Annotated in this window: 16 protein-coding genes; 10 read left to right on the forward strand and 6 right to left on the reverse strand. The window is 32.4% G+C overall.

Translation table 11 applies throughout. The annotated features are described in order from the left end of the window. Positions 1 to 2: 2 nt before the first annotated feature. Both O5633_RS00375 and O5633_RS00380 read right to left on the reverse strand, forming a co-directional pair. Entirely contained in the window at positions 3 to 1,019 is a 1,017-nt protein-coding gene (locus O5633_RS00375; RefSeq protein ID WP_269610026.1) for a mechanosensitive ion channel family protein, read from the reverse strand. 65 nt (positions 1,020 to 1,084) lie between these two features. Further along, on the reverse strand, positions 1,085 to 1,693 hold the full coding sequence (locus O5633_RS00380) for an isochorismatase family protein (protein WP_269610027.1): 609 nt from the start codon (positions 1,691 to 1,693) through the stop codon (positions 1,085 to 1,087). A gap of 137 nt (positions 1,694 to 1,830) precedes the next feature. Here O5633_RS00380 and O5633_RS00385 point away from each other — a divergent pair, with 137 nt between their 5' ends. Beyond that, a complete protein-coding gene (locus O5633_RS00385) occupies positions 1,831 to 2,295 on the forward strand; it encodes a Fur family transcriptional regulator (protein ID WP_269611365.1) in 465 nt (154 codons plus the stop codon). 10 nt (positions 2,296 to 2,305) lie between these two features. On the opposite strand, the gene arsS is transcribed toward O5633_RS00385, so the two are convergent. Both arsS and stpA read right to left on the reverse strand, forming a co-directional pair. Then, complete coding sequence (gene arsS, locus O5633_RS00390) at positions 2,306 to 3,250, reverse strand: arsenosugar biosynthesis radical SAM (seleno)protein ArsS (protein WP_269610028.1); 945 nt, start codon at positions 3,248 to 3,250, stop codon at positions 2,306 to 2,308. Positions 3,251 to 3,338: 88 nt separating this feature from the next. After that, a complete protein-coding gene (stpA, locus tag O5633_RS00395) occupies positions 3,339 to 4,532 on the reverse strand; it encodes a glucosylglycerol 3-phosphatase (protein WP_269610029.1) in 1,194 nt (397 codons plus the stop codon). 169 nt (positions 4,533 to 4,701) lie between these two features. Between stpA and O5633_RS00400 the strand changes: the two genes are divergently transcribed. Genes O5633_RS00400 through O5633_RS00420 form a run of 5 tightly spaced genes read left to right on the forward strand, consistent with a single transcriptional unit; the run spans position 4,702 to position 10,463 of the window. Further along, positions 4,702 to 6,243, forward strand: a complete 1,542-nt coding sequence (locus tag O5633_RS00400) for a hypothetical protein (RefSeq protein ID WP_269610030.1) — start codon at positions 4,702 to 4,704, stop codon at positions 6,241 to 6,243. Between the two features lie 10 nt (positions 6,244 to 6,253). After that, positions 6,254 to 7,417 carry a phosphotransferase enzyme family protein gene (locus O5633_RS00405; RefSeq protein ID WP_269610031.1) on the forward strand — a complete coding sequence of 388 codons (1,164 nt, stop codon included), beginning with the start codon at positions 6,254 to 6,256 and terminating at the stop codon, positions 7,415 to 7,417. A 55-nt stretch (positions 7,418 to 7,472) separates the two neighbouring features. Further along, positions 7,473 to 8,168, forward strand: a complete 696-nt coding sequence (locus O5633_RS00410) for a hypothetical protein (protein WP_269610032.1) — start codon at positions 7,473 to 7,475, stop codon at positions 8,166 to 8,168. A 53-nt stretch (positions 8,169 to 8,221) separates the two neighbouring features. After that, positions 8,222 to 9,547 carry an O-acetylhomoserine aminocarboxypropyltransferase/cysteine synthase family protein gene (locus O5633_RS00415; protein ID WP_269611366.1) on the forward strand — a complete coding sequence of 442 codons (1,326 nt, stop codon included), beginning with the start codon at positions 8,222 to 8,224 and terminating at the stop codon, positions 9,545 to 9,547. Between the two features lie 22 nt (positions 9,548 to 9,569). Beyond that, on the forward strand, positions 9,570 to 10,463 hold the full coding sequence (locus O5633_RS00420) for a homoserine O-succinyltransferase (protein ID WP_269610033.1): 894 nt from the start codon (positions 9,570 to 9,572) through the stop codon (positions 10,461 to 10,463). A 46-nt stretch (positions 10,464 to 10,509) separates the two neighbouring features. Here the strand turns inward: O5633_RS00420 and O5633_RS00425 are convergent, their stop codons facing one another. Next, the gene (locus O5633_RS00425; RefSeq protein WP_332299687.1) at positions 10,510 to 11,781 is read right to left on the reverse strand and encodes an FAD-binding protein; all 1,272 of its coding nucleotides are present in this window, start codon (positions 11,779 to 11,781) and stop codon (positions 10,510 to 10,512) included. A gap of 85 nt (positions 11,782 to 11,866) precedes the next feature. Between O5633_RS00425 and O5633_RS00430 the strand changes: the two genes are divergently transcribed. Continuing rightward, positions 11,867 to 12,880: a sirohydrochlorin chelatase gene (locus tag O5633_RS00430; protein ID WP_269611368.1), complete on the forward strand. Its 1,014-nt coding sequence runs from the start codon at positions 11,867 to 11,869 to the stop codon at positions 12,878 to 12,880. A 387-nt stretch (positions 12,881 to 13,267) separates the two neighbouring features. Next, entirely contained in the window at positions 13,268 to 13,540 is a 273-nt protein-coding gene (locus tag O5633_RS00435; RefSeq protein ID WP_269610034.1) for a DUF2811 domain-containing protein, read from the forward strand. Here O5633_RS00435 and O5633_RS00440 read toward each other — a convergent pair. Beyond that, positions 13,530 to 15,173: a GMC oxidoreductase gene (locus tag O5633_RS00440; protein ID WP_269610035.1), complete on the reverse strand. Its 1,644-nt coding sequence runs from the start codon at positions 15,171 to 15,173 to the stop codon at positions 13,530 to 13,532. The two genes, O5633_RS00435 and O5633_RS00440, sit on opposite strands and share 11 nt — an antisense overlap. Before the next feature lie 342 nt (positions 15,174 to 15,515). Between O5633_RS00440 and O5633_RS00445 the strand changes: the two genes are divergently transcribed. Continuing rightward, the gene (locus O5633_RS00445) at positions 15,516 to 15,989 is read left to right on the forward strand and encodes a pentapeptide repeat-containing protein (RefSeq protein WP_269610036.1); all 474 of its coding nucleotides are present in this window, start codon (positions 15,516 to 15,518) and stop codon (positions 15,987 to 15,989) included. Positions 15,990 to 15,994: 5 nt separating this feature from the next. Beyond that, on the forward strand, positions 15,995 to 18,091 hold the full coding sequence (locus O5633_RS00450; RefSeq protein ID WP_269610037.1) for a hypothetical protein: 2,097 nt from the start codon (positions 15,995 to 15,997) through the stop codon (positions 18,089 to 18,091). Positions 18,092 to 18,123: the final 32 nt, after the last annotated feature.

The following is an 18,123-nucleotide window of genomic DNA, read 5'->3' on the forward strand; positions in this document are numbered from 1 at the left end:
GCTTATTTATTCACATGAATTGTTTGAGTAGGATATGCGAAACTAATATTTTCATTTTGGAACTTCTTCATTATTTCTAGATTAATTTCTTGTTGAGCTGACATTGCTTGAAGATAATCACTTGTGGGAATGTAATAGACAAGTTCAAAATCAAGACTACTATTTGCAAATTCGATAAAATGACATCTGTCGAAGATGGCGTTTTCAGTTTTGTCAACGATATTTTTGATCATAATAGGTATGTTTTTTGTTTGTTCATATGTAGTTTCATAGACCACACCTAATTTATGAACTAGTCTTCTTTTCTTCATCTCAGCATAATTTGAGATTACTCCATTTGTTAGTCTGCTATTACTCATTACTATTGCTTCTCCGTTAATACTTCTTAAGCGTGTGGATCTAACACCTACACTCTCAACTTTTGCCCAGATTCCTTCAATATGAATAAACTGACCACTCTGAAATGGTTTATCAAGGAGGATTGTTATGTATTCGAAGAATTCTTGAACTGGTTCCTTTAAAGCGAGGCCAGCTCCTATACCTCCTGCACTTAATAAAGCCCAAATAGCTGCCATTTGGACACCCATATTTTGAAGATAAAAAATTACTCCCAAACTCCATACAGATGCCCCAACCATTGGACTAAGTGAACGGATCATTTCGCTGATCGATTGATCATTGATTTTGCTTGCCCATCTTTGTATTATTTTCAAAAACACTCTATTTACAAATCTGACTATATAAATAAGGCATAGAAACTTACTAATACCAATTAATGTCTTATCCACCATTCCACCAATTAGTAAAACTTTCCATGCAACTATGAAACTTAAGATAAAACCTAAAGGTTTAATAGTCTCAATTAAAAGAGAAGCTACATAGTCATCTGTTTTGCTTTGTGTGGCAGAGGTTATTCTCCTTAAAACCTTTTTTAGGATTTTTGGACTTACTAGGGAGATAATGCAACCTACACTAAAAGTAAGTAATGAAATAATTATGTTTTTATAAAAATCATCCATGATGTCAGATTACTTTTCTTCAGACTGCCTGAAAAAAATCATTTGTCTAGAGATTTTCTGATTATTTAATTTGAAAATGAATTTTTTAAAATTTTACTAATCTCTCTAAATTCTTTTCTACTAGAGGTCTTACATAATTCACATATTAGACTTTCAGTTGTGGACGCAACGGCTCCAGATAATATAAGCCTTAGAAAAGCGGTATCATTATCTATTTCATTCCTACTTCCTATCGCATCTCTTGGAATTAGTATGTTGAATCCTTTTTGTAAAAGCCCAATAGATGTTTGAAGAATGCAGATATGACTCTCAATTCCACAAACTATTATATTTTTAAAATTATATTTATCTATAAAACTTATGAAGTTTTTATTTTCGCTGCAACTAAATTCCATTTTTTCAAATTTAGTGTATTCATTATTGTCTAAAATTGATTCTAAAGTTGTACCAAGTTTCAATGGATTTTGTTCAGTAAGAGCGATTCGAACATTGAGCAAATTGCATGTATCAATAAGCCTTTTTATGTTAAATATTAATAGTTGATTACCCTTGATATTACTTATAAGCTTTTGTTGAACATCTACAATAAGTAGTAATGTCTCATTCTCTAATAATGTTTTACTAGTATTACTTACTTTGATTAGGTTAGGGTTCTTACTTAAAAATTGATTCATTTAAGAATTTCTTTTTATATGATTTAAATATAAATCATATACTCAATTTAGACATCATTTCTAACTAAAACATGTCGATGAAAGCATCTTTCTCTTGCAAGCAGTTCTCATTACGCTAGTCTATTGAGAAAATAAGGCTGCTATTGGTTTCTCCCACTTCTTATCGTACGCATCCCTCTCCTTTCGAGTCTGGTCTGCATTCAGATGGTAAAAGAATGACTCCTCAAAGGAAAAAGGTTCTATCTTTGTTTGAAGAGATCGGTTCAGGCATCCATCTCAGTGCGGAGGAGGTACATTCCAAATTGACAAGTGCTGGTGAGAAGGTTTCTCTTGCAACTATTTACAGAACGTTAAGACTCTTAGTCAAGATGACTTTTCTTAATGAACTTGATTTAAGTGAAGGGGGGAATAGGTTTGAATTGCTTAGTCATGATCATCCAGATCATCATCATTTGATTTGTATTCGCTGCGGTAGAACTGAAGAGTTTGAAAATAACGAAGTTATCAATGCTGGTAAAGCAGCAGCTGAAAATTTCGGATTTAAACTATTGGAATCATCGTTAAATGTAAGAGCATTATGTCCGATGTGTCTTAACGAATAAATCTTTGTTTTTAAGTTAACTCTCCTCCACAACTAGAGCCAGATCCAGCAGTACAGCCAAAACAATGATTCCCTATTGAAATAGGATTATTCTTTAAAGATGTAGGTGGAATTAATAGATCATCCAAATGCTTAATTTCACCATTTTTCCTTATTCCAAGTTGTTGGTTGAAATCACAATCATATAAATAACCTTTCCAATCAACACTCAGGGTGTTTCTACACATTACTGAATTAAGATTTTCAGGGTTGTGATTATCTTTAAGTAATTTATTATATTCTTTTAGTTTACCAATTATCTTTAAATATTTTTCATATCTATTAATTGGCATATTCGCTAAAACAAATAAATTCGAGAAGAAAATACCATATCTTTCTTTTAGCTCTAGTCTATAAGTATCTTCTAATTCTTTTTGCGATGGTGGAAGTTGCGGACTACTGGGATTATAAACTAAATTCAAAATTAGACCTCTATCTTTTATCCCATAGCCATGGAAATTAAGTTGTTTAAGAGCTAATATACTTTTTTCGAAAACACCTTTACCTCTTTGTTTGTCCACATTACCTTCTAGATAACAGGGAAGAGATGCTGTTATTTGTACTTCATTTGATGCTAAAAAACTTGCTAAATGTTCATAACCTGGTTCAGTAAGTATCGTTAGATTACATCTGTCCATGACTTCAACATTAAGACTACGTACTTCTTTTACTAATTGTTTAAAATTAGGATGAAGTTCGGGTGCACCACCAGTAATATCTAGTAGCTTAATATTATTAGACTTAATAACTTTAGGTATGATTTTTATAATATCTTCGCTCATCATTTCTGTTCTGCTTGGACTAGCATCAACGTGACAATGGCTACAGGCCTGATTGCATTTATACCCTATATTTATTTGCAAAGTATCAAGATAGTCTCTTCTTATTTTTGGGAAGTTTGTTTTATTTATCTCCATAAAGGTCTATACAATTAATAGTATAATAATTATTATACTTAGAAATATTAATTCGCGTGCATATTTTATAAAATTTTTTATTAACATGTTAAAAGTTACTAGCTAATTGTTTAAACCAAGCTATATATTCTTGTGGACCTTCGTTGATAATCATATTGAATTTTAAATCATCATTAGAATCGCTAATGCCTTTCATGTCAGTACTTGTAATTCTTGGCCTTAAAACCTGATCGTTGCAACTGTTAACAAATATAATCTGATTTTCTTTTTTGTATGATTCTCCCAGCTTTTGGATCAACGTTAAGAAACCTCTGTCACTTCCTCCTCTTAGCCAGGAATTAGTTTTACGATCATTGACTGAGGTTACAGTATCACCAACACCTATTAGCAATGGCATTTGATCACTAGGAATTTTATTTCTACATAGCTCTATTAATTTATTAATTGTTTTTGGGGCATTTCTAACATTGAAGTTTTCACCGAAAGGTTGAAAGCCAGTTTTATTTGATATGTATTTATTTAATAGCAATAAAAGACCTGCTTCTTTTACTGCACCTTTGATAATAAACTGAATATCTGTAGTTCCGAAATCATTTTGAGTTGCATATTTCATTATTTCTCTGCCATCATTTAATCCTAAATTTGGCATCAAATGTAGATAAAAAGAGTTTTCCAAGCCAAAATTTATAGAATCATTAAGTAAATTATTCATTATTTTCTCCATAATCATTTGTAAACCTTTTACTTTTTTAATGTCATTTTTTACGTAGTTAAAAATTTCATTAAAGTTTAGAGTAGGAGTAAAGCGAGTATCACATACTGCTACATCTATTAATTTATTTCTTAAGTCATTTGATAGATTTGGTAAGAATTTTGTTAATTCATTAGTTAACATTGATCGCATTATCTTTGGTACTTTTGCTAAAAAGTTAATCTCATTATTTTTTAAGCCTGGATGGTATAAATTACTAAATCTATCTTGAAATTCAACTCCACATGCCGCAAGTCCAGGTAAGTACAACCCATTTTCTTTTGCTTCAGTTTTTGAATTAAGTGCATTTTCAACTAAACGATTAACGCCTCTTCTTCCTTCATGTTCCCCACAGGTTAGGACTGCAAATTTCTCTTTTAATTTTGAAACGTCTTCTACATATTCTTTGTTGATCTTTCTCTTAAGTGGGTCTTGAACTAGTGGGATACATACGCCGTCAAGATCTTGTACTATTAGGAAATTTCGCTCATTTATTATTGTTTTAATAACTTCTTCTTTTGTCTTAAACATTTTCATAAAAGAAGCCTTCTAATTTTAGCTTACTCTAGTTCAAATAAATATACACTTTTTTGTTAGTTCTTATTCTTAAATTAGTATATAGATATATATTCAGTATTATAAAAACTATTTTTAAAAGTTTCTTATTATTGTATATAATGCAATTTAATGCAAATAAACTGTGTTTGAAAAGAATTTAAGAAATAGCTTTTTTACTAAGCCTTATACAAGGGAGTCTATAGCTGTAAGAATTAGAGAGGTTTTGAATGGAAAAGTAGGATTTTATAGCGTTGGCTTATATCCTGCCTCTCTTGCCTATAATTGTGCAATGCAAAATGAAAGGTTAAACATTCTTTTAGCCCCTAGAGATGGAAGAGAACTTTTTGGGGCTTTTTCAGATATAGATCTTGCTGATATGGATAACGGTATCAAAAATAAAATTGAATCTATATCGACTACAAATGTTGAGAAATCGGGAAGATATAATACGCTCGAGGATTTAATAATTAACTGTGAATTAGTTGTTTTAAGTTCCAATAGTAAACATATAATAAATGACGTTAACTTAGCATTTAAACTCAGAAAAAAACTTAATAGAGATAATGTATTAATTGCCTGTTTGGTTGGATCATTTTGTCATGACTACAATTTGAATGAATCCTTTGTATTGTGCGAAAAATTAAACAATCTAGCTTTCTTTTCAGGGTTTCATAGACATGGAGCACTTCGAAATCCATTAGATAGCTTTACTGCTAATTTTTGTCATCCTGATGCTATGAATGCAATGTTAGGTGCAAAGCTATTAAATAAAATTTCACCAAATATTCAAGTTTCTGCAGGTATACATAATGTTGAAGGTCAATATATAAAAGCTGCTAAAAATATATCTTCAATTTTTGCTGGTTTCGGTCATACTTTTCATAAGAATAATCCTGGCTTACTACCGACTTTATTAACTTTATTATTAGATCAATGTCTAGATCAGGCCGCCTACGTTTCAATGAGTCGATCAGATAGAGAGGATTTATATACTAAACAACCTTTCCCTATTACTGAACTTGGATATGGTGTCCAAAGTATAGTGGCATCCTTCCTGAAAGATGGAGATTTTGTTCAGGTAAGAGACCATACTTTTAGTCAGTTGACAGCTATGGTTGCCGATGTTAGAGGGAGCATGATGTTACCTGTAAGTGGTAACCCAACAAGGAATTTCCAAGCGGGTGAAGTCCTCGCTAAAAAAATGATTGATTATAAAAGATGTCCAAAAGGGGTAGATGAATTTATAGAATGGTGCGAAAAATCTGGTCTAAAACGAGGAGCTTTAGAAGGAATAAATTCGTTAAATTATTGGCCATATATCTTGAGAAGATATTCAATACCTTTGAATAATTCTTCAATGATAAATCTTTTATATATGTGTATTATGGGTCCAAACAGAATTAAAAAAGACGTTTATAGTGTTATGACCACTAGTCGTGAACTAGCAAATTATTGTCAAGACTCTGTCAAGTCAATTCATAGTAAAAAAATATCTTATTCGCTAAATAATATTCATTTACAAAGTTCTATTGATTTTTTAACAAATTCATTAACTGATAAAGATCGATCGTTTTCTGAATTGAATGAGATTGATTTTGATAATCCATTAGAATTAGAAGATAAGCCTATTTATAATAAAGTTATAGATTTTATAGAAACTTATATATTAGAATCTAATAAATAAAATAAACCCTATGGATTATGAAAAAGTTAAGTATATTACAAAACAATTTTTTAATAAGAGTGAAGTTTTAAAGATAGATTTAATAGATTCTGGTCTTATTAATAAGACGTATATAATTGAACATTTAATTTATGAAGAAAAGTCTAGATTTGTTTTACAGTGTCTTAGTAATATATTTGAATCCATTGATAGTGTTAATTATAATCATAAATTAATAACAGATCATATTGAGAAAGAAATAAAAATAAATTATCTTAATCTCTTCAATCTTAGATGGGAGGTTCCAAGTTTAATTAGGTGCAAATCTAACAATCTTTTTTTGTTTCCTTATGGTTCTGAATTTTGGCGAGCAATGGTATATATAGATAATACTTTTAGCCTTGATTCTTTAGAAGATAATATTATGGCTTATCAAACAGGCCTTGGTCTTGCAAAGTTTCATCTAACCTCTTCCAATCTAGATTTCAGAAAGTTAAAAAATAGTATAAAAGACTTTCATAATACGAAGAAATATATAGACCAATTTAATCAGATTCTAAAGGACTATGATTTTGTAAAATTAGATAATAATGTTAATCAAAGGGTTCGAAATTTGATTTTTAGTTTATCTAAGCACATTGCATATGTTAACTCTATATTAGAATCTTTAAATCAAAAAAGTATAGAAAATAGTGTTATACATGGTGATCCTAAACTGAGTAATTTTCTTTTTGATATTCAATATAAATATGTTGTTTCTTTGATTGACCTAGATACTGTGTCTTCTGGTTATTTACTTACGGATTTGGCTGATTGTATTCGTTCGATTTGTAATAAAGCAGGGGAAGAACCAGATAATATAGATAGTGTTCATTTTGATGTTAACTTTTGCAAGCATTTTCTCAATGGCTATTTCTCAATAGAAAACCAAAAGTGTGATTACTGTTTTGGTTTCCTTCCCGAATTCATTTATCTCATAATAGTCGAATTAACTATTAGATTCCTGAATGACTATTTACAATCAAATAGGTACTTCAAAATCAAATATCATACTGAGAATCTATATAGAGCAGAGGTTCAAAACCGTTTACTTACTAGTTTCCTTACCCAAATTCCTAAGCTGTCAAATTCACTTCATGAAATTGGGATTTTTTCAAACCCAACTTTTGTCTCAGATGTACAAAAAATTGTTTAGGGTTTTCATAACTACCAACTTGTCACTAGAGTGAATTTGATATTTATTTTTTCTTGTGGCAAAGGAATTAACCCATAGGGCCGATGAGCTTAAACAATTAGGTTGGAATCAAGACGATTTGTACAAATATATTGAGTTATGGGATTACAGGCAAAGGTGGGGCTCAATAAATTTAGAGAGAGAAGATAGATTGTTCCTAAGAAAAGCAGAATCTTTGTTGCCTGAAATTTCTAAAAATAAAGCTTCAGTTAAAAAACCTCTCAAGGAAAAGTCATATTATTGCTGGATTCAGTTTTTTCTGAATGAAATGAATAATTTCGAGTCAAATGAAAATTTAGAGGATGGTATGAGAGGAGTTTGGCCTATTTTTTTAGAGGAAGAACTTCGCGTTATTGATTATTTTGAACCAGTTCTAGGCTTGCCGGATACGATTAAAGCTAAATTAATTGGTCCTATTAGAGAGGACTTAGTTAAAACAGCTTTGGAGATCTATAAAGAATCAGTAATTACAAAGCAATTTGATTTCCAAGGGGCTTTGGCTAATTCGAAATCAAGTGGAGAAAACTCTAGTTGGCGATCTCTCAGAGATAGTGATTATGAAACCAATCAAGACTACCCAATTATTGATAAAGCAAACGTTCTAGAATTCCGTAAAAAAGTTAATGAAAAGCTTTTAACATTCATAAAAGAAAATTTGCCATCTTTAGTTGAGTCAGATAAATCTTTACCTCCTAATGATTGGATAAATTAAGTAGCCAATTCTCGACTTATGTGGCTAAAAAGAAAATAGAGATAATTAATTTTTTGACTTCCCAACGTTTTGAAACTCTTCAATTACATGCAGGCCAAGTACCAGATCCTGCCACCAACTCTAGGGCGGTCCCTATTTATCAGACAAGTTCATATGTTTTTAACGATGTAGATCATGGGGCGAACTTATTTGGCTTGAAGGAATTTGGAAATATCTATACTCGCTTGATGAATCCTACAACGGATGTTTTTGAAAAAAGAATTGCGGCTCTTGAAGGAGGAGTAGCTGCTTTGGCTACAGCATCAGGACAGTCTGCACAATTTATTGCGATTACCAACTTTCTAACTGCTGGAGATAGCTTTGTATCAACCTCTTTTTTGTATGGAGGCAGCTATAACCAATTCAAAGTTCAATTTCCACGTTTAGGAATCAATGTAAAGTTTGCTGATGGTGATGATGCAGATAGCTTTGAACAACAAATTGATTCATCTACAAAAGCAATTTATGTAGAATCCATGGGGAATCCTAGGTTTAATATCCCTGATTTTGATGGACTCTCGAAATTAGCCAAATCGAAAAATATCCCTTTAATTGTCGATAATACTCTTGGCGCTGCTGGAGCTTTGATTCGTCCTATTGAGCATGGTGCCGATGTAGTTGTTCAAAGCGCTACAAAATGGATAGGAGGTCATGGCACTAGTCTTGGAGGGGTAATTGTTGATGCAGGAACTTTTGACTGGGGAAATGGAAAATATCCTTTAATGAGTCAACCCAGCGCTGCTTATCATGGTTTAGTTCATTGGGATGCTTTTGGATTTGGCAGTGATATTTGTGGAATGCTTGGAGTCCCTGCAGATCGAAATATTGCTTTTGCTTTAAGAGCTAGGCTAGAGGGGTTAAGAGATTGGGGCCCAGCAATTAGTCCATTTAATTCATTTTTATTACTTCAAGGATTAGAAACTTTAAGTTTAAGAATAGAAAGGCATTGCTCTAATGCTCTTTCATTAGCCAAATGGTTAGACGATCATTCAAAAGTTGATAATGTTAGTTATCCAGGATTACCTAAGGATAAATACAATTCAAGAGCCTCTTCGTTTATGACCAATAGAGGAAAAGGATCAATGTTGATTTTCTCTCTGAAAGGTGGCTTTGATGATGCTGTAACTTTTATAAACTCTTTGAAACTTTCTAGTCATCTAGCTAATGTAGGAGATGCGAAAACATTAGTAATTCATCCTGCTTCAACAACTCATCAACAGTTATCTCCCGAAGAACAGTTGTCGGCAGGTGTTACTCCGACCATGGTAAGAGTGTCTGTTGGTATAGAGCACATTGATGATATTTTAGAGGATTTTGAGCAGGCCCTAAATTTAATTTAATTTTCCAAGGAGGTATATAGATATGGCTTTAATACTTCCTCGTAGTTATCATAAAATTTCATCAATTGAAAAAAATCATATTTCATGGATTGAGCCTGAATTAGCAGAAAGGCAGGATATTAGACCTCTTCGGATTGGGATATTAAATATTATGCCTTTAGGAAAACAATATGAATTTAATTTATTGCACCCTTTAGGACTTTCACCTCTACAAATAGAACCTATATGGATAAGACTAAAATCCCATTCATATAGAACCTGGGATTTAGAACATCTAAAAAATTTATACGTTCATTGGGAGGAGGCGATGTCTCCAACGCCTCTAGATGGGTTGATAATTACTGGAGCACCTGTGGAGCATCTCCCATTTGAAGAAGTCAATTACTGGAAAGAATTAGTAAATTTAATTGAGGAAGCAAAATTAAAATGTGCAAGTACCCTAGGACTCTGTTGGGCTGGTTTTGCAATGGCATATATGGCTGGTGTTGAGAAAAATAATTTCAATAAAAAGCTTTTTGGTGTATATCCAATGAGAAGTCTTGTTCCTGGTCATTCTTTAATGGGAACACAAGATGATGAGTTCCTTTGCCCACAAAGTCGGCATGCTGGTTTACCTGATATTGAAATGGAAAAAGCTGAAAAGAAAGGCAAGCTAAGACTATTGGCTCACGGAGAAAAAGTAGGTTATACAATTTTTGAAACTCCAGACCAAAGGCAATTAATGCACTTAGGACATCCCGAATATAATGTTGATCGATTGAAATCAGAGATGGAAAGGGATAAGAAAAGAGGCGACGTACCGCCTCCTGAAAATTTTGATTTGAACAAATCAAATACTTCATGGAGATCACATAGAAACTTATTATTTCAACAATGGTTATGGTTCTGTTATCAACGCGTGAGCCTAAGTATTTAACTTTTCTTATATTTATTCTGATTTAAATTTCTTGCATAAAACAAATTTAATTATTCAAAGGTGGCATTACATTGCTTGGGTCATAAATGGCTTTAATTTCTCGTAATTTTGGAAGCCAATTTTTGAATGCTGATGATAATTCTTTTTCGTGCCACTCTAAATGTGGATGTATTTGCGCAAGATGCACGCCAGGGCATATGAACTCTAGATTATTCCAACACTCCTTCATCCATTCAAGGGATCTTTTTCTCTTCGTTTGATCGTTAGCTTCCCAAGCCCCATTAATCCAAGGTTTCCATATCGCATCACGATGAATAAATGAAGTATCAAGATCATTTAAATTTGTTACCCCCCCTAATTGTTGAGAAGCTACATAACAATATTTGTTAGGTCTTTTATTGATTAAATCTTTAAGGATTTTTAAAACTTGTGAATTACTCTCTTGCCATGCAGGGCCAAGTAAACCAAGAACTTCCGAATGGTGTGAATTATTATTTTTATTGTTTCCTAAGCTTAAGTTTGGTAAAGAGTTCATATCGTTGAATTTATTAATGATTCGATTCCGCGAGAAAGGCAGTCTTTCTAATAAATTAATCAAGATTGACTCATCACCAGTATCTTTAACTTCACCAATTGCATGAGCAAAAATATCTTCTCCACATATCCATTGAAAGCTAAGTGAGTTAGGCCAGCTTTCTGCTTGATTAATGCATTCAGATAGCTGAGAAAATGTAAGATTCGCTGTCCAACTTATTAGTGGTCTTAGTGGCTGAGTTTTTAACTTTACTTTTGTGATTATGCCAAGAAATATAGCTGCACCGCAAAGGGCTTTCCATTCAGAAGTTGATTCTTCTTTTGTATTTGGTCGTAATAAATGAAATTCTTTTCCGTTACCCCAAAAACCTTTAATTTCAATTATTTGATCAATTGCTAGCCCTCTGCTTTTACTAAGTGGACTTATTCCACCGGTCAAGATATATCCCATTCCTGTCTTCCCTGACAAACCAATTGGAAAACTTCTTTGATGCTTTTTTAAAAAAGATGATAACTCTCCCATCGTTACACCAGCTTCAATCTCTACATGCTTTTTGTCTAAATCGAAAGATATGTTTTGGTAGTTTTTTCTCAGGTCTAAAATCAAATGTTTATCTGCGGCTGCTCTACTTGTAGTTCCTCCACTAGATACTAAAAATGGTTTGTAAGTTTGTTGGGATGATTTGAGTAATTGGAATAATTCTGTGTTGACAGTTTCGAAAACCCCAAGGACATCACTATCATTGGAATTTTGATTTATTAGTGACAGTGAATTTTTAATAATTTGCTCCTTTTACTATAATGAATTTCTTAAGTTGATATTTTATAAAACTTTCTTCAATTAAAGTAGATTATTGGCTAAAAGTATTTTGATTTCTTCGGCATCAATCAATTATCAATATCCATCTAATATTGGAATTGTTTTATGCGGACATGGGAGTAGAGATACTAGAGCAGTAGAGGAGTTTATAAATGTAGTAAATAAAATAAAATCTAGAGTACCCAATATTCCACTTGCATTCGGATTCCTAGAATTCAATCGACCAATAATCAGTGAGGCCTTAGACGAACTTAGAAATAAGAAAGTAGAGAGAGTAATTGCTTTACCCGCTATGTTATTTGCTGCGGGACATACTAAAAATGACATCCCTGCGCTTTTGAATAAATACTCTGCTGGAAATGGACTTCCCATTCAATATGGCAGGGAGCTTGGCATAAATTCTTTAATGATTGGTGCAGCAGGAGCAAGAATCAAAGAAATAATTGATAGTAATCCAGCATTTCCTCTTTCAGAAACATTACTTGTTGTAGCAGGTAGGGGATCGTCAGATCCAGATGCTAATTCAAATGTTTGTAAGATTACAAGGATGCTTGTTGAGGGATTTGGTTTTGGATGGGGAGAAACCGTTTTTTCAGGAGTAACCTTCCCTCTCGTTGAGCCTGGCCTAAGAAATGCTCTTAAATTAGGCTTCAAAAGAGTGATTATCTTACCTTATTTTCTTTTCTCTGGAGTTTTGGTAAGTCGTGTTAGGAATCATTCTATGAAAGTTGCAAATGATAATCCTGATGTGAATTTTTTACACGCAGGTTACTTATCAGACCAAGATTTAGTTATTGATACTTTTATGGAAAGAATTCAAGAAGTTTTTCATGGAGAGAATTTTATGAATTGTGCTTTATGTAAATATCGCTCTAATTTATTAGGTTTTGAAAGTGAGGTTGGATATGAGCAGATCAGTCACCATAATCATGTAGAAGGTTGTCTAGATATTTGCGCAGAAAATAATGCACACGAACACTCTCATGAACATTTTCCTTATCCACATGCTGAGCATCCTTTAGGACCTGTCACGCTTCGCTCTTTAAATAAAAGCCAAATATAAAAAAAATAGGTTTAAATTAAAGAATCATTTGTCTCTTTCTTGCATGCGACGCAAGGGACTCGTTATTTATACATTTTTTTAATGTTTAGTTTCCGCTCTTTTCCCCAGGTGATTTCCACAACTGGTGAAGAGTTTTCCACTACAAAAAACTAAAAACCTAGTTTTCGTGAAGGGCTTGTGGGATTCAATAGATTTTTTAATAGTAATTTACACTTATATACGTTAGTAGAACAAAATCATTCTCTTTGAGATGCTTCCTCCAAAACTCAAGTTATAGAATGAGTCTAGTTCTGTCTCAGATTCTTGGTAAAGCTTTTCTTTATCTTTGACGTTTTATTGAAAATTTAAGATCCTTATCTCATAGATTTCGAACTTTTAAAAAAGGAAATGGAGCTTAATCAAATTGAAACTCGTTTTGATGAGATAAAAATTGAAGAGGTCAAATGTTGTGAAAAAGATGACTTGGACCTTATGTCTATAAGTCTTGAAGCTGAGGTACCCGAAGCTCTTTATGTTGGCATGAAAGATTTTATAAGTGGAAACGAGAATTGGGATCAATCAAAACTTATTAGCTCAGCTATCGCAAATTTTCTTTTTCAAAATGGTTCTGATGATAGGGCCGTAACAGAGAAATACTTAAATGATATTTTTAACCTCTGAAATCCATAATCGCCTTTTCGCAGGCTCGTTTAGTTATTGCCATCATTGTTAAGGTTGGGCTTTGCCAAGATGATGTTGGCCAGCAAGCTCCATCAACTACCAATACATTAGTGCATTCCCATAGACGATTCCAATTGTCTAAAACGCTCTTTTCTTTATTATTTCCCATTGGCGCTCCTCCTACCTCATGTATGTAATAGCCAGGGGGTGGAGCATCGTTTTTAATAGCAACAGATTTATTTAGAATTTGTTTGGTAAATGGAATATTTACGATTTCATTTGCTGGGATAAGAGTTCCATTTCCAGAATTGATAATAAGTTCGATCATGTTGTTCATTTCTTTAACCATTCGTTTTTCATTTTCGCGCCAAACTATTGATATGTGTGGGATAGCAATATCATATAGATCTTTGCTTTTTGAAAGAGAAACACTGTTTTTATGATTCGGTAATACTTCTCCATGACCAATAAGGAATCCTGTTTTTGTGTATTTATATTTTTTTAAAAAATATGGTGGTTCGAATCTATCAATTCCTCCCCAGATTCCATATCCTCCAACAAAGTTATTTTTAGTAGATTGGTCTCTACCTATTGGAATAAAGAAGCTGCCAGCTCCTGTTAAAAGATTATGATTAGTTTTATTTGAATAATTTGTCAAATGCTTATCGATTGGAACAGTGAAAAACCTGCAGGTTGATATATGATCCATTAAGTTTTTTCCTAATGAGTTGGAGGGATCAATTAGGCCATTTGAATTATTACTTTCTTCGGAACTTAATAGAATTCTAATTGTTTGGATTGTTGATGAACATAATATTATTAAATTACTTTCTAATTCACTTCTCTCTCCATTTTTTTGATTTACTATAACAACACTTTTAGCAGACTTTCTATCCTTATTTAATACTAATTTCTCTACAATATGATCTGAAAGTATTTCTACTTTGCCTAGCCTAGTTGCTTCTTTTAATGTGCTGCCTAAACTGCTGTATCTTGGCCATTTCCCTTTGTCTTTATTGGCTCCAAAGCCTCTAGAATGTATAAAGGGAAGATTTAGTTTTTCTTTTATATTGGATGCGAATATTTCTTCACTTTCTGTGAATGGAAGTTTGCCAATATATTTACCATTAGGTAGTTGATCGAGATCATCTTTGTTGCCATATATCTTTAGAAAATTTTCTATTTCTGAATAATGTGACTCAAGATCTTTATAGCTAATAGGCCATTCAAGGTTGTATTCTTTCCCTTTTGAGACTTCAAAATCTTCGTGGGCTAATCTTAAGGTTATTCCTCCCCAAGTAAGGCTTCTTCCACCAACTTGATTGCCTTGCGTCCACATAAACGGAGCTTCTGGTGGGTGGGTGTAAGGATTTGCTTGTTTGTTTGCGTATAGTAAAGGATTTGATTTCCAGAAGCCTGGATGCTGAGGTTGATTTTGATAATTTCCAGTTGTTACGCCTATCAGTCTCCGAATCATATTGCAAGGCTCTGTTCCTGTCGCTTGCTTAATTTCTAGTTCAGGCCCCCTTTCAATTACTAATGCTCTTACGCCTGCCTTGGCCATTGTGAGAGCAGCCATTCCTCCTGTTGCGCCAGAACCGATGATAATGACTTCATATGGTTTGTTAATCATTTTTAGGAACTTGTATATTTAAAATTTGTAAGATTTAGAGAATTATTTTTTTGATATATAAAATATATAATAAATCATAGGCTTAGGGTTTAGGTATTTAGAAAATCTGATTAATTTGTATCGCGTTTATTCTTTTTTATTAAAGCTTTATCATGGAATATTTTATAAGATAATATTTAAATCAATTTATTTAAGTATTAAGATCAATATATTGATTTATTTTATATGATTTAGGAGAGATTATATTAGTGATATTATTACTCTAATATATATTAAATTCAATATTTAACTGTTAGCCCCTTTTTGAATTAAAATATAATTATTGGTAGCTATTAGAAAGTTATGTTTAAAGGTCTTCTTTTTTTTGTAAGCTCGTTTCTGTTTTTCTTTTATTCGCTTCCAGCTTATTCAGCCTTGGACTATGGAAAGCAAACCTTGATAGGCGCTGATTTCTCTAATACCGATTTGAAAGGTGCGACTTTCTATTTAAGTGATCTCCAAGATGCTGATTTTTCAGGTAGTGATCTTCAAGGAGCTAGTTTTTTTGATGCAAAGCTTGAAAACGCTAACCTAAGTAATACAAATATGAGAGATGTAACAATGGATGCGGCCATACTTAACGGTGCTAACCTTTCAAATAGCATATTAGAAGGCGCTTTTGCTTATAATGCTAAATTTGAAAACGTTATTATTAAAGGTGCCGATTTTACTGATGTATTAATCGCAAATGATGTTAAAAAAAAGCTATGTATTATTGCCGATGGAATAAATAGTGTCACTAATAAAAAAACAAGTGAGACATTAGAATGTTATTGAATAGTATGCTTATTAAGAAAAATATTAATCACTCTAAATATATTTTTTGGATTTCAGTTTTATTTATATGGATCATAGCCACCTTCTCTGACCGGATTTGGTGGAATTTTTATAGCAATACGCCTTCATGGGATCAGGCTGATTATTTGAATAGTGCCCTTGACCATGCACGTGCACTTTCTTTTTTTGGTGGAGATGGTGCCTCAGACTTTAGTTCTTTATTAGATAAATCTCCAAAGATTCCTCCTTTGGCTTCAATAATCAATGGAGCCTTAATTGCCTTGGCTGGCGATGCCCCTCATGAAGCTGCATGGTCCTTAAGTTTTTGGAATGGATTTTTGCTCTTTAATATTGCTTCATGGGGACTTTATTTGAGAGGAAAAAAATTTGCACTTTTTTGTGTTCTTATTAGTGCATTTTCTCCTTTCTTGTTTCATCTAAGAACTGATTATGTGTTGGAGTTACCTTTAATCTCCTCTATTACATTTTATTTGTTTCATCTAGGAAGGTGGAGTGATAAATCAATTGGAGGTAAATGGATTCAATTGATAATCGCTGCTTTTGCATGCGCTTCTTCTTTATTGATTAAGCAAAGCTCTCTATTAATTGTCATACCTTCTTTATTATTCATTTTTATTCTTTGTTTTAAAAGAGATGAAAAATTTAGATTACAATTTTTATGTTTAATCTTTCTCAATCTTTTAGCAATTTTACCATGGTTTTATCACAATTGGATAATGATATTAAGTGGAACTTACAGAGCCGTTTTTGAATCAGCTGCGATAGAAGGTGATCCATTTGTTTTGGGATTTAAAAGTATTTTCTGGTACTTTCCGTATTTAGAGAATCAGTTTGGAAGTATCATTTTCTTTTTTGGCTTATCAGGAATAATATTTTCCTTTTTAACCTATATAAGATCTTTTAAATCTTCAGCAAAATTAGTGGATATTTTTGATCAAAATAATTATAAATGGACATGGATCTATTATAATTTAATTACATCCTGGACTTTTACAACTTTAATTCCTAATAAGGATCAAAGATATATTGCATGTAGTATCCCATTAATTATTATACTTTTAGCGCTAGGATTCAGCAAGTGGGTTAATTGGCTAGATACTTATTTTAGATTCAAATATTATTGTTTATTATTGATTGCTCCTATAAGCTTTTTATTTTCCAATTCTATTAATAAGTATAAAAATTTAGAAAATAATTCAAGTAAATATTATCCCGTTAAAGATATTATATCGATCGTTAAAGCAGATCTATCCTTCGATGAAAAAGAGACAGTTATTGTTGTTCCCAGCACTCCTGATCTTAATCAGCATAATGTAAGTTATTTTGGGAGAATGCAAGGTGGAAATATTTTAGGCAGACAACTTGGGCAATCTCTTTTGCATATAGAACCTGTTATTAAATATTCTAATTGGATTATTTTAGCTGAGGGAGATCAAGGCTCAGTTTCAAGTAATTCAATAGCTCTAGATAAAGCGATTAGAGATAGTTCTCTTTTCAAAAAAGTTCGAGAATTTCCAAGAAAAAAAGAAGGAAGTTATTCTTTATGGAAAAGAGATGCAAATTCACTTAAGCAAAATGAATTTCATAATAGATTTATTGAACTAGCAAATGGAATGGAGCAAGGTCCATTAGGCATTAAATTGATTTTTGATGAAATAGAAATAGAACATATGCTTGATGGGCATTTTAAATATCAAAATATTGTTAGAGATAAGGCGTTATCCAAAATAAGTTCAGACCCAGAAAATGTTGAATCTTTATGGTCCCTATCGCTTTTGAATATATTATTGAATAGACCCTCAAAAGCAGATGTTTATCTAAGAAATTTAGAAATTCTGTTGCCCAATAATCCTTGGCCAAGTGCTTACAGAACTATGGTTAACGTTGCCTCTTGGAATCCTTGGAAGGCATCCTTAATAGCCGATAGAGCTTATAAGAGAAATCCAAATTATATGCTAAAAGGCTTGGGTGATGTTAGTGCTCTCTTTCGAGGAGCCTTTTGGCGATTGGAGTCTGCCTCTAATAGTGTTCCAAATGCAGTAAAAAGTATTGATGATGCTTTAAAACCAATAGAAAAATAGAAGCTAAAGATAAAATCTCAATCTAGATATGC

The sequence above is a fragment of the Prochlorococcus marinus str. MIT 1013 genome, assembly GCF_027359395.1.
GTDB classification, from domain to species: domain Bacteria; phylum Cyanobacteriota; class Cyanobacteriia; order PCC-6307; family Cyanobiaceae; genus Prochlorococcus_B; species Prochlorococcus_B marinus_E.

Excerpts from the sequence above, each read along its gene's own strand:
- O5633_RS00375 (WP_269610026.1), bottom strand. The coding sequence starts at position 1,019 with ATGGATGATTTTTATAAAAACATAATTATTTCATTACTTACTTTTAGT.
- O5633_RS00380 (WP_269610027.1), bottom strand. The coding sequence starts at position 1,693 with ATGAATCAATTTTTAAGTAAGAACCCTAACCTAATCAAAGTAAGTAAT.
- arsS (WP_269610028.1), bottom strand. The coding sequence starts at position 3,250 with ATGGAGATAAATAAAACAAACTTCCCAAAAATAAGAAGAGACTATCTT.
- stpA (WP_269610029.1), bottom strand. The coding sequence starts at position 4,532 with ATGTTTAAGACAAAAGAAGAAGTTATTAAAACAATAATAAATGAGCGA.
- O5633_RS00405 (WP_269610031.1), top strand. The coding sequence starts at position 6,254 with ATGGATTATGAAAAAGTTAAGTATATTACAAAACAATTTTTTAATAAG.
- O5633_RS00420 (WP_269610033.1), top strand. The coding sequence starts at position 9,570 with ATGGCTTTAATACTTCCTCGTAGTTATCATAAAATTTCATCAATTGAA.
- O5633_RS00435 (WP_269610034.1), top strand. The coding sequence starts at position 13,268 with ATGGAGCTTAATCAAATTGAAACTCGTTTTGATGAGATAAAAATTGAA.
- O5633_RS00440 (WP_269610035.1), bottom strand. The coding sequence starts at position 15,173 with ATGATTAACAAACCATATGAAGTCATTATCATCGGTTCTGGCGCAACA.
- O5633_RS00445 (WP_269610036.1), top strand. The coding sequence starts at position 15,516 with ATGTTTAAAGGTCTTCTTTTTTTTGTAAGCTCGTTTCTGTTTTTCTTT.
- O5633_RS00450 (WP_269610037.1), top strand. The coding sequence starts at position 15,995 with ATGCTTATTAAGAAAAATATTAATCACTCTAAATATATTTTTTGGATT.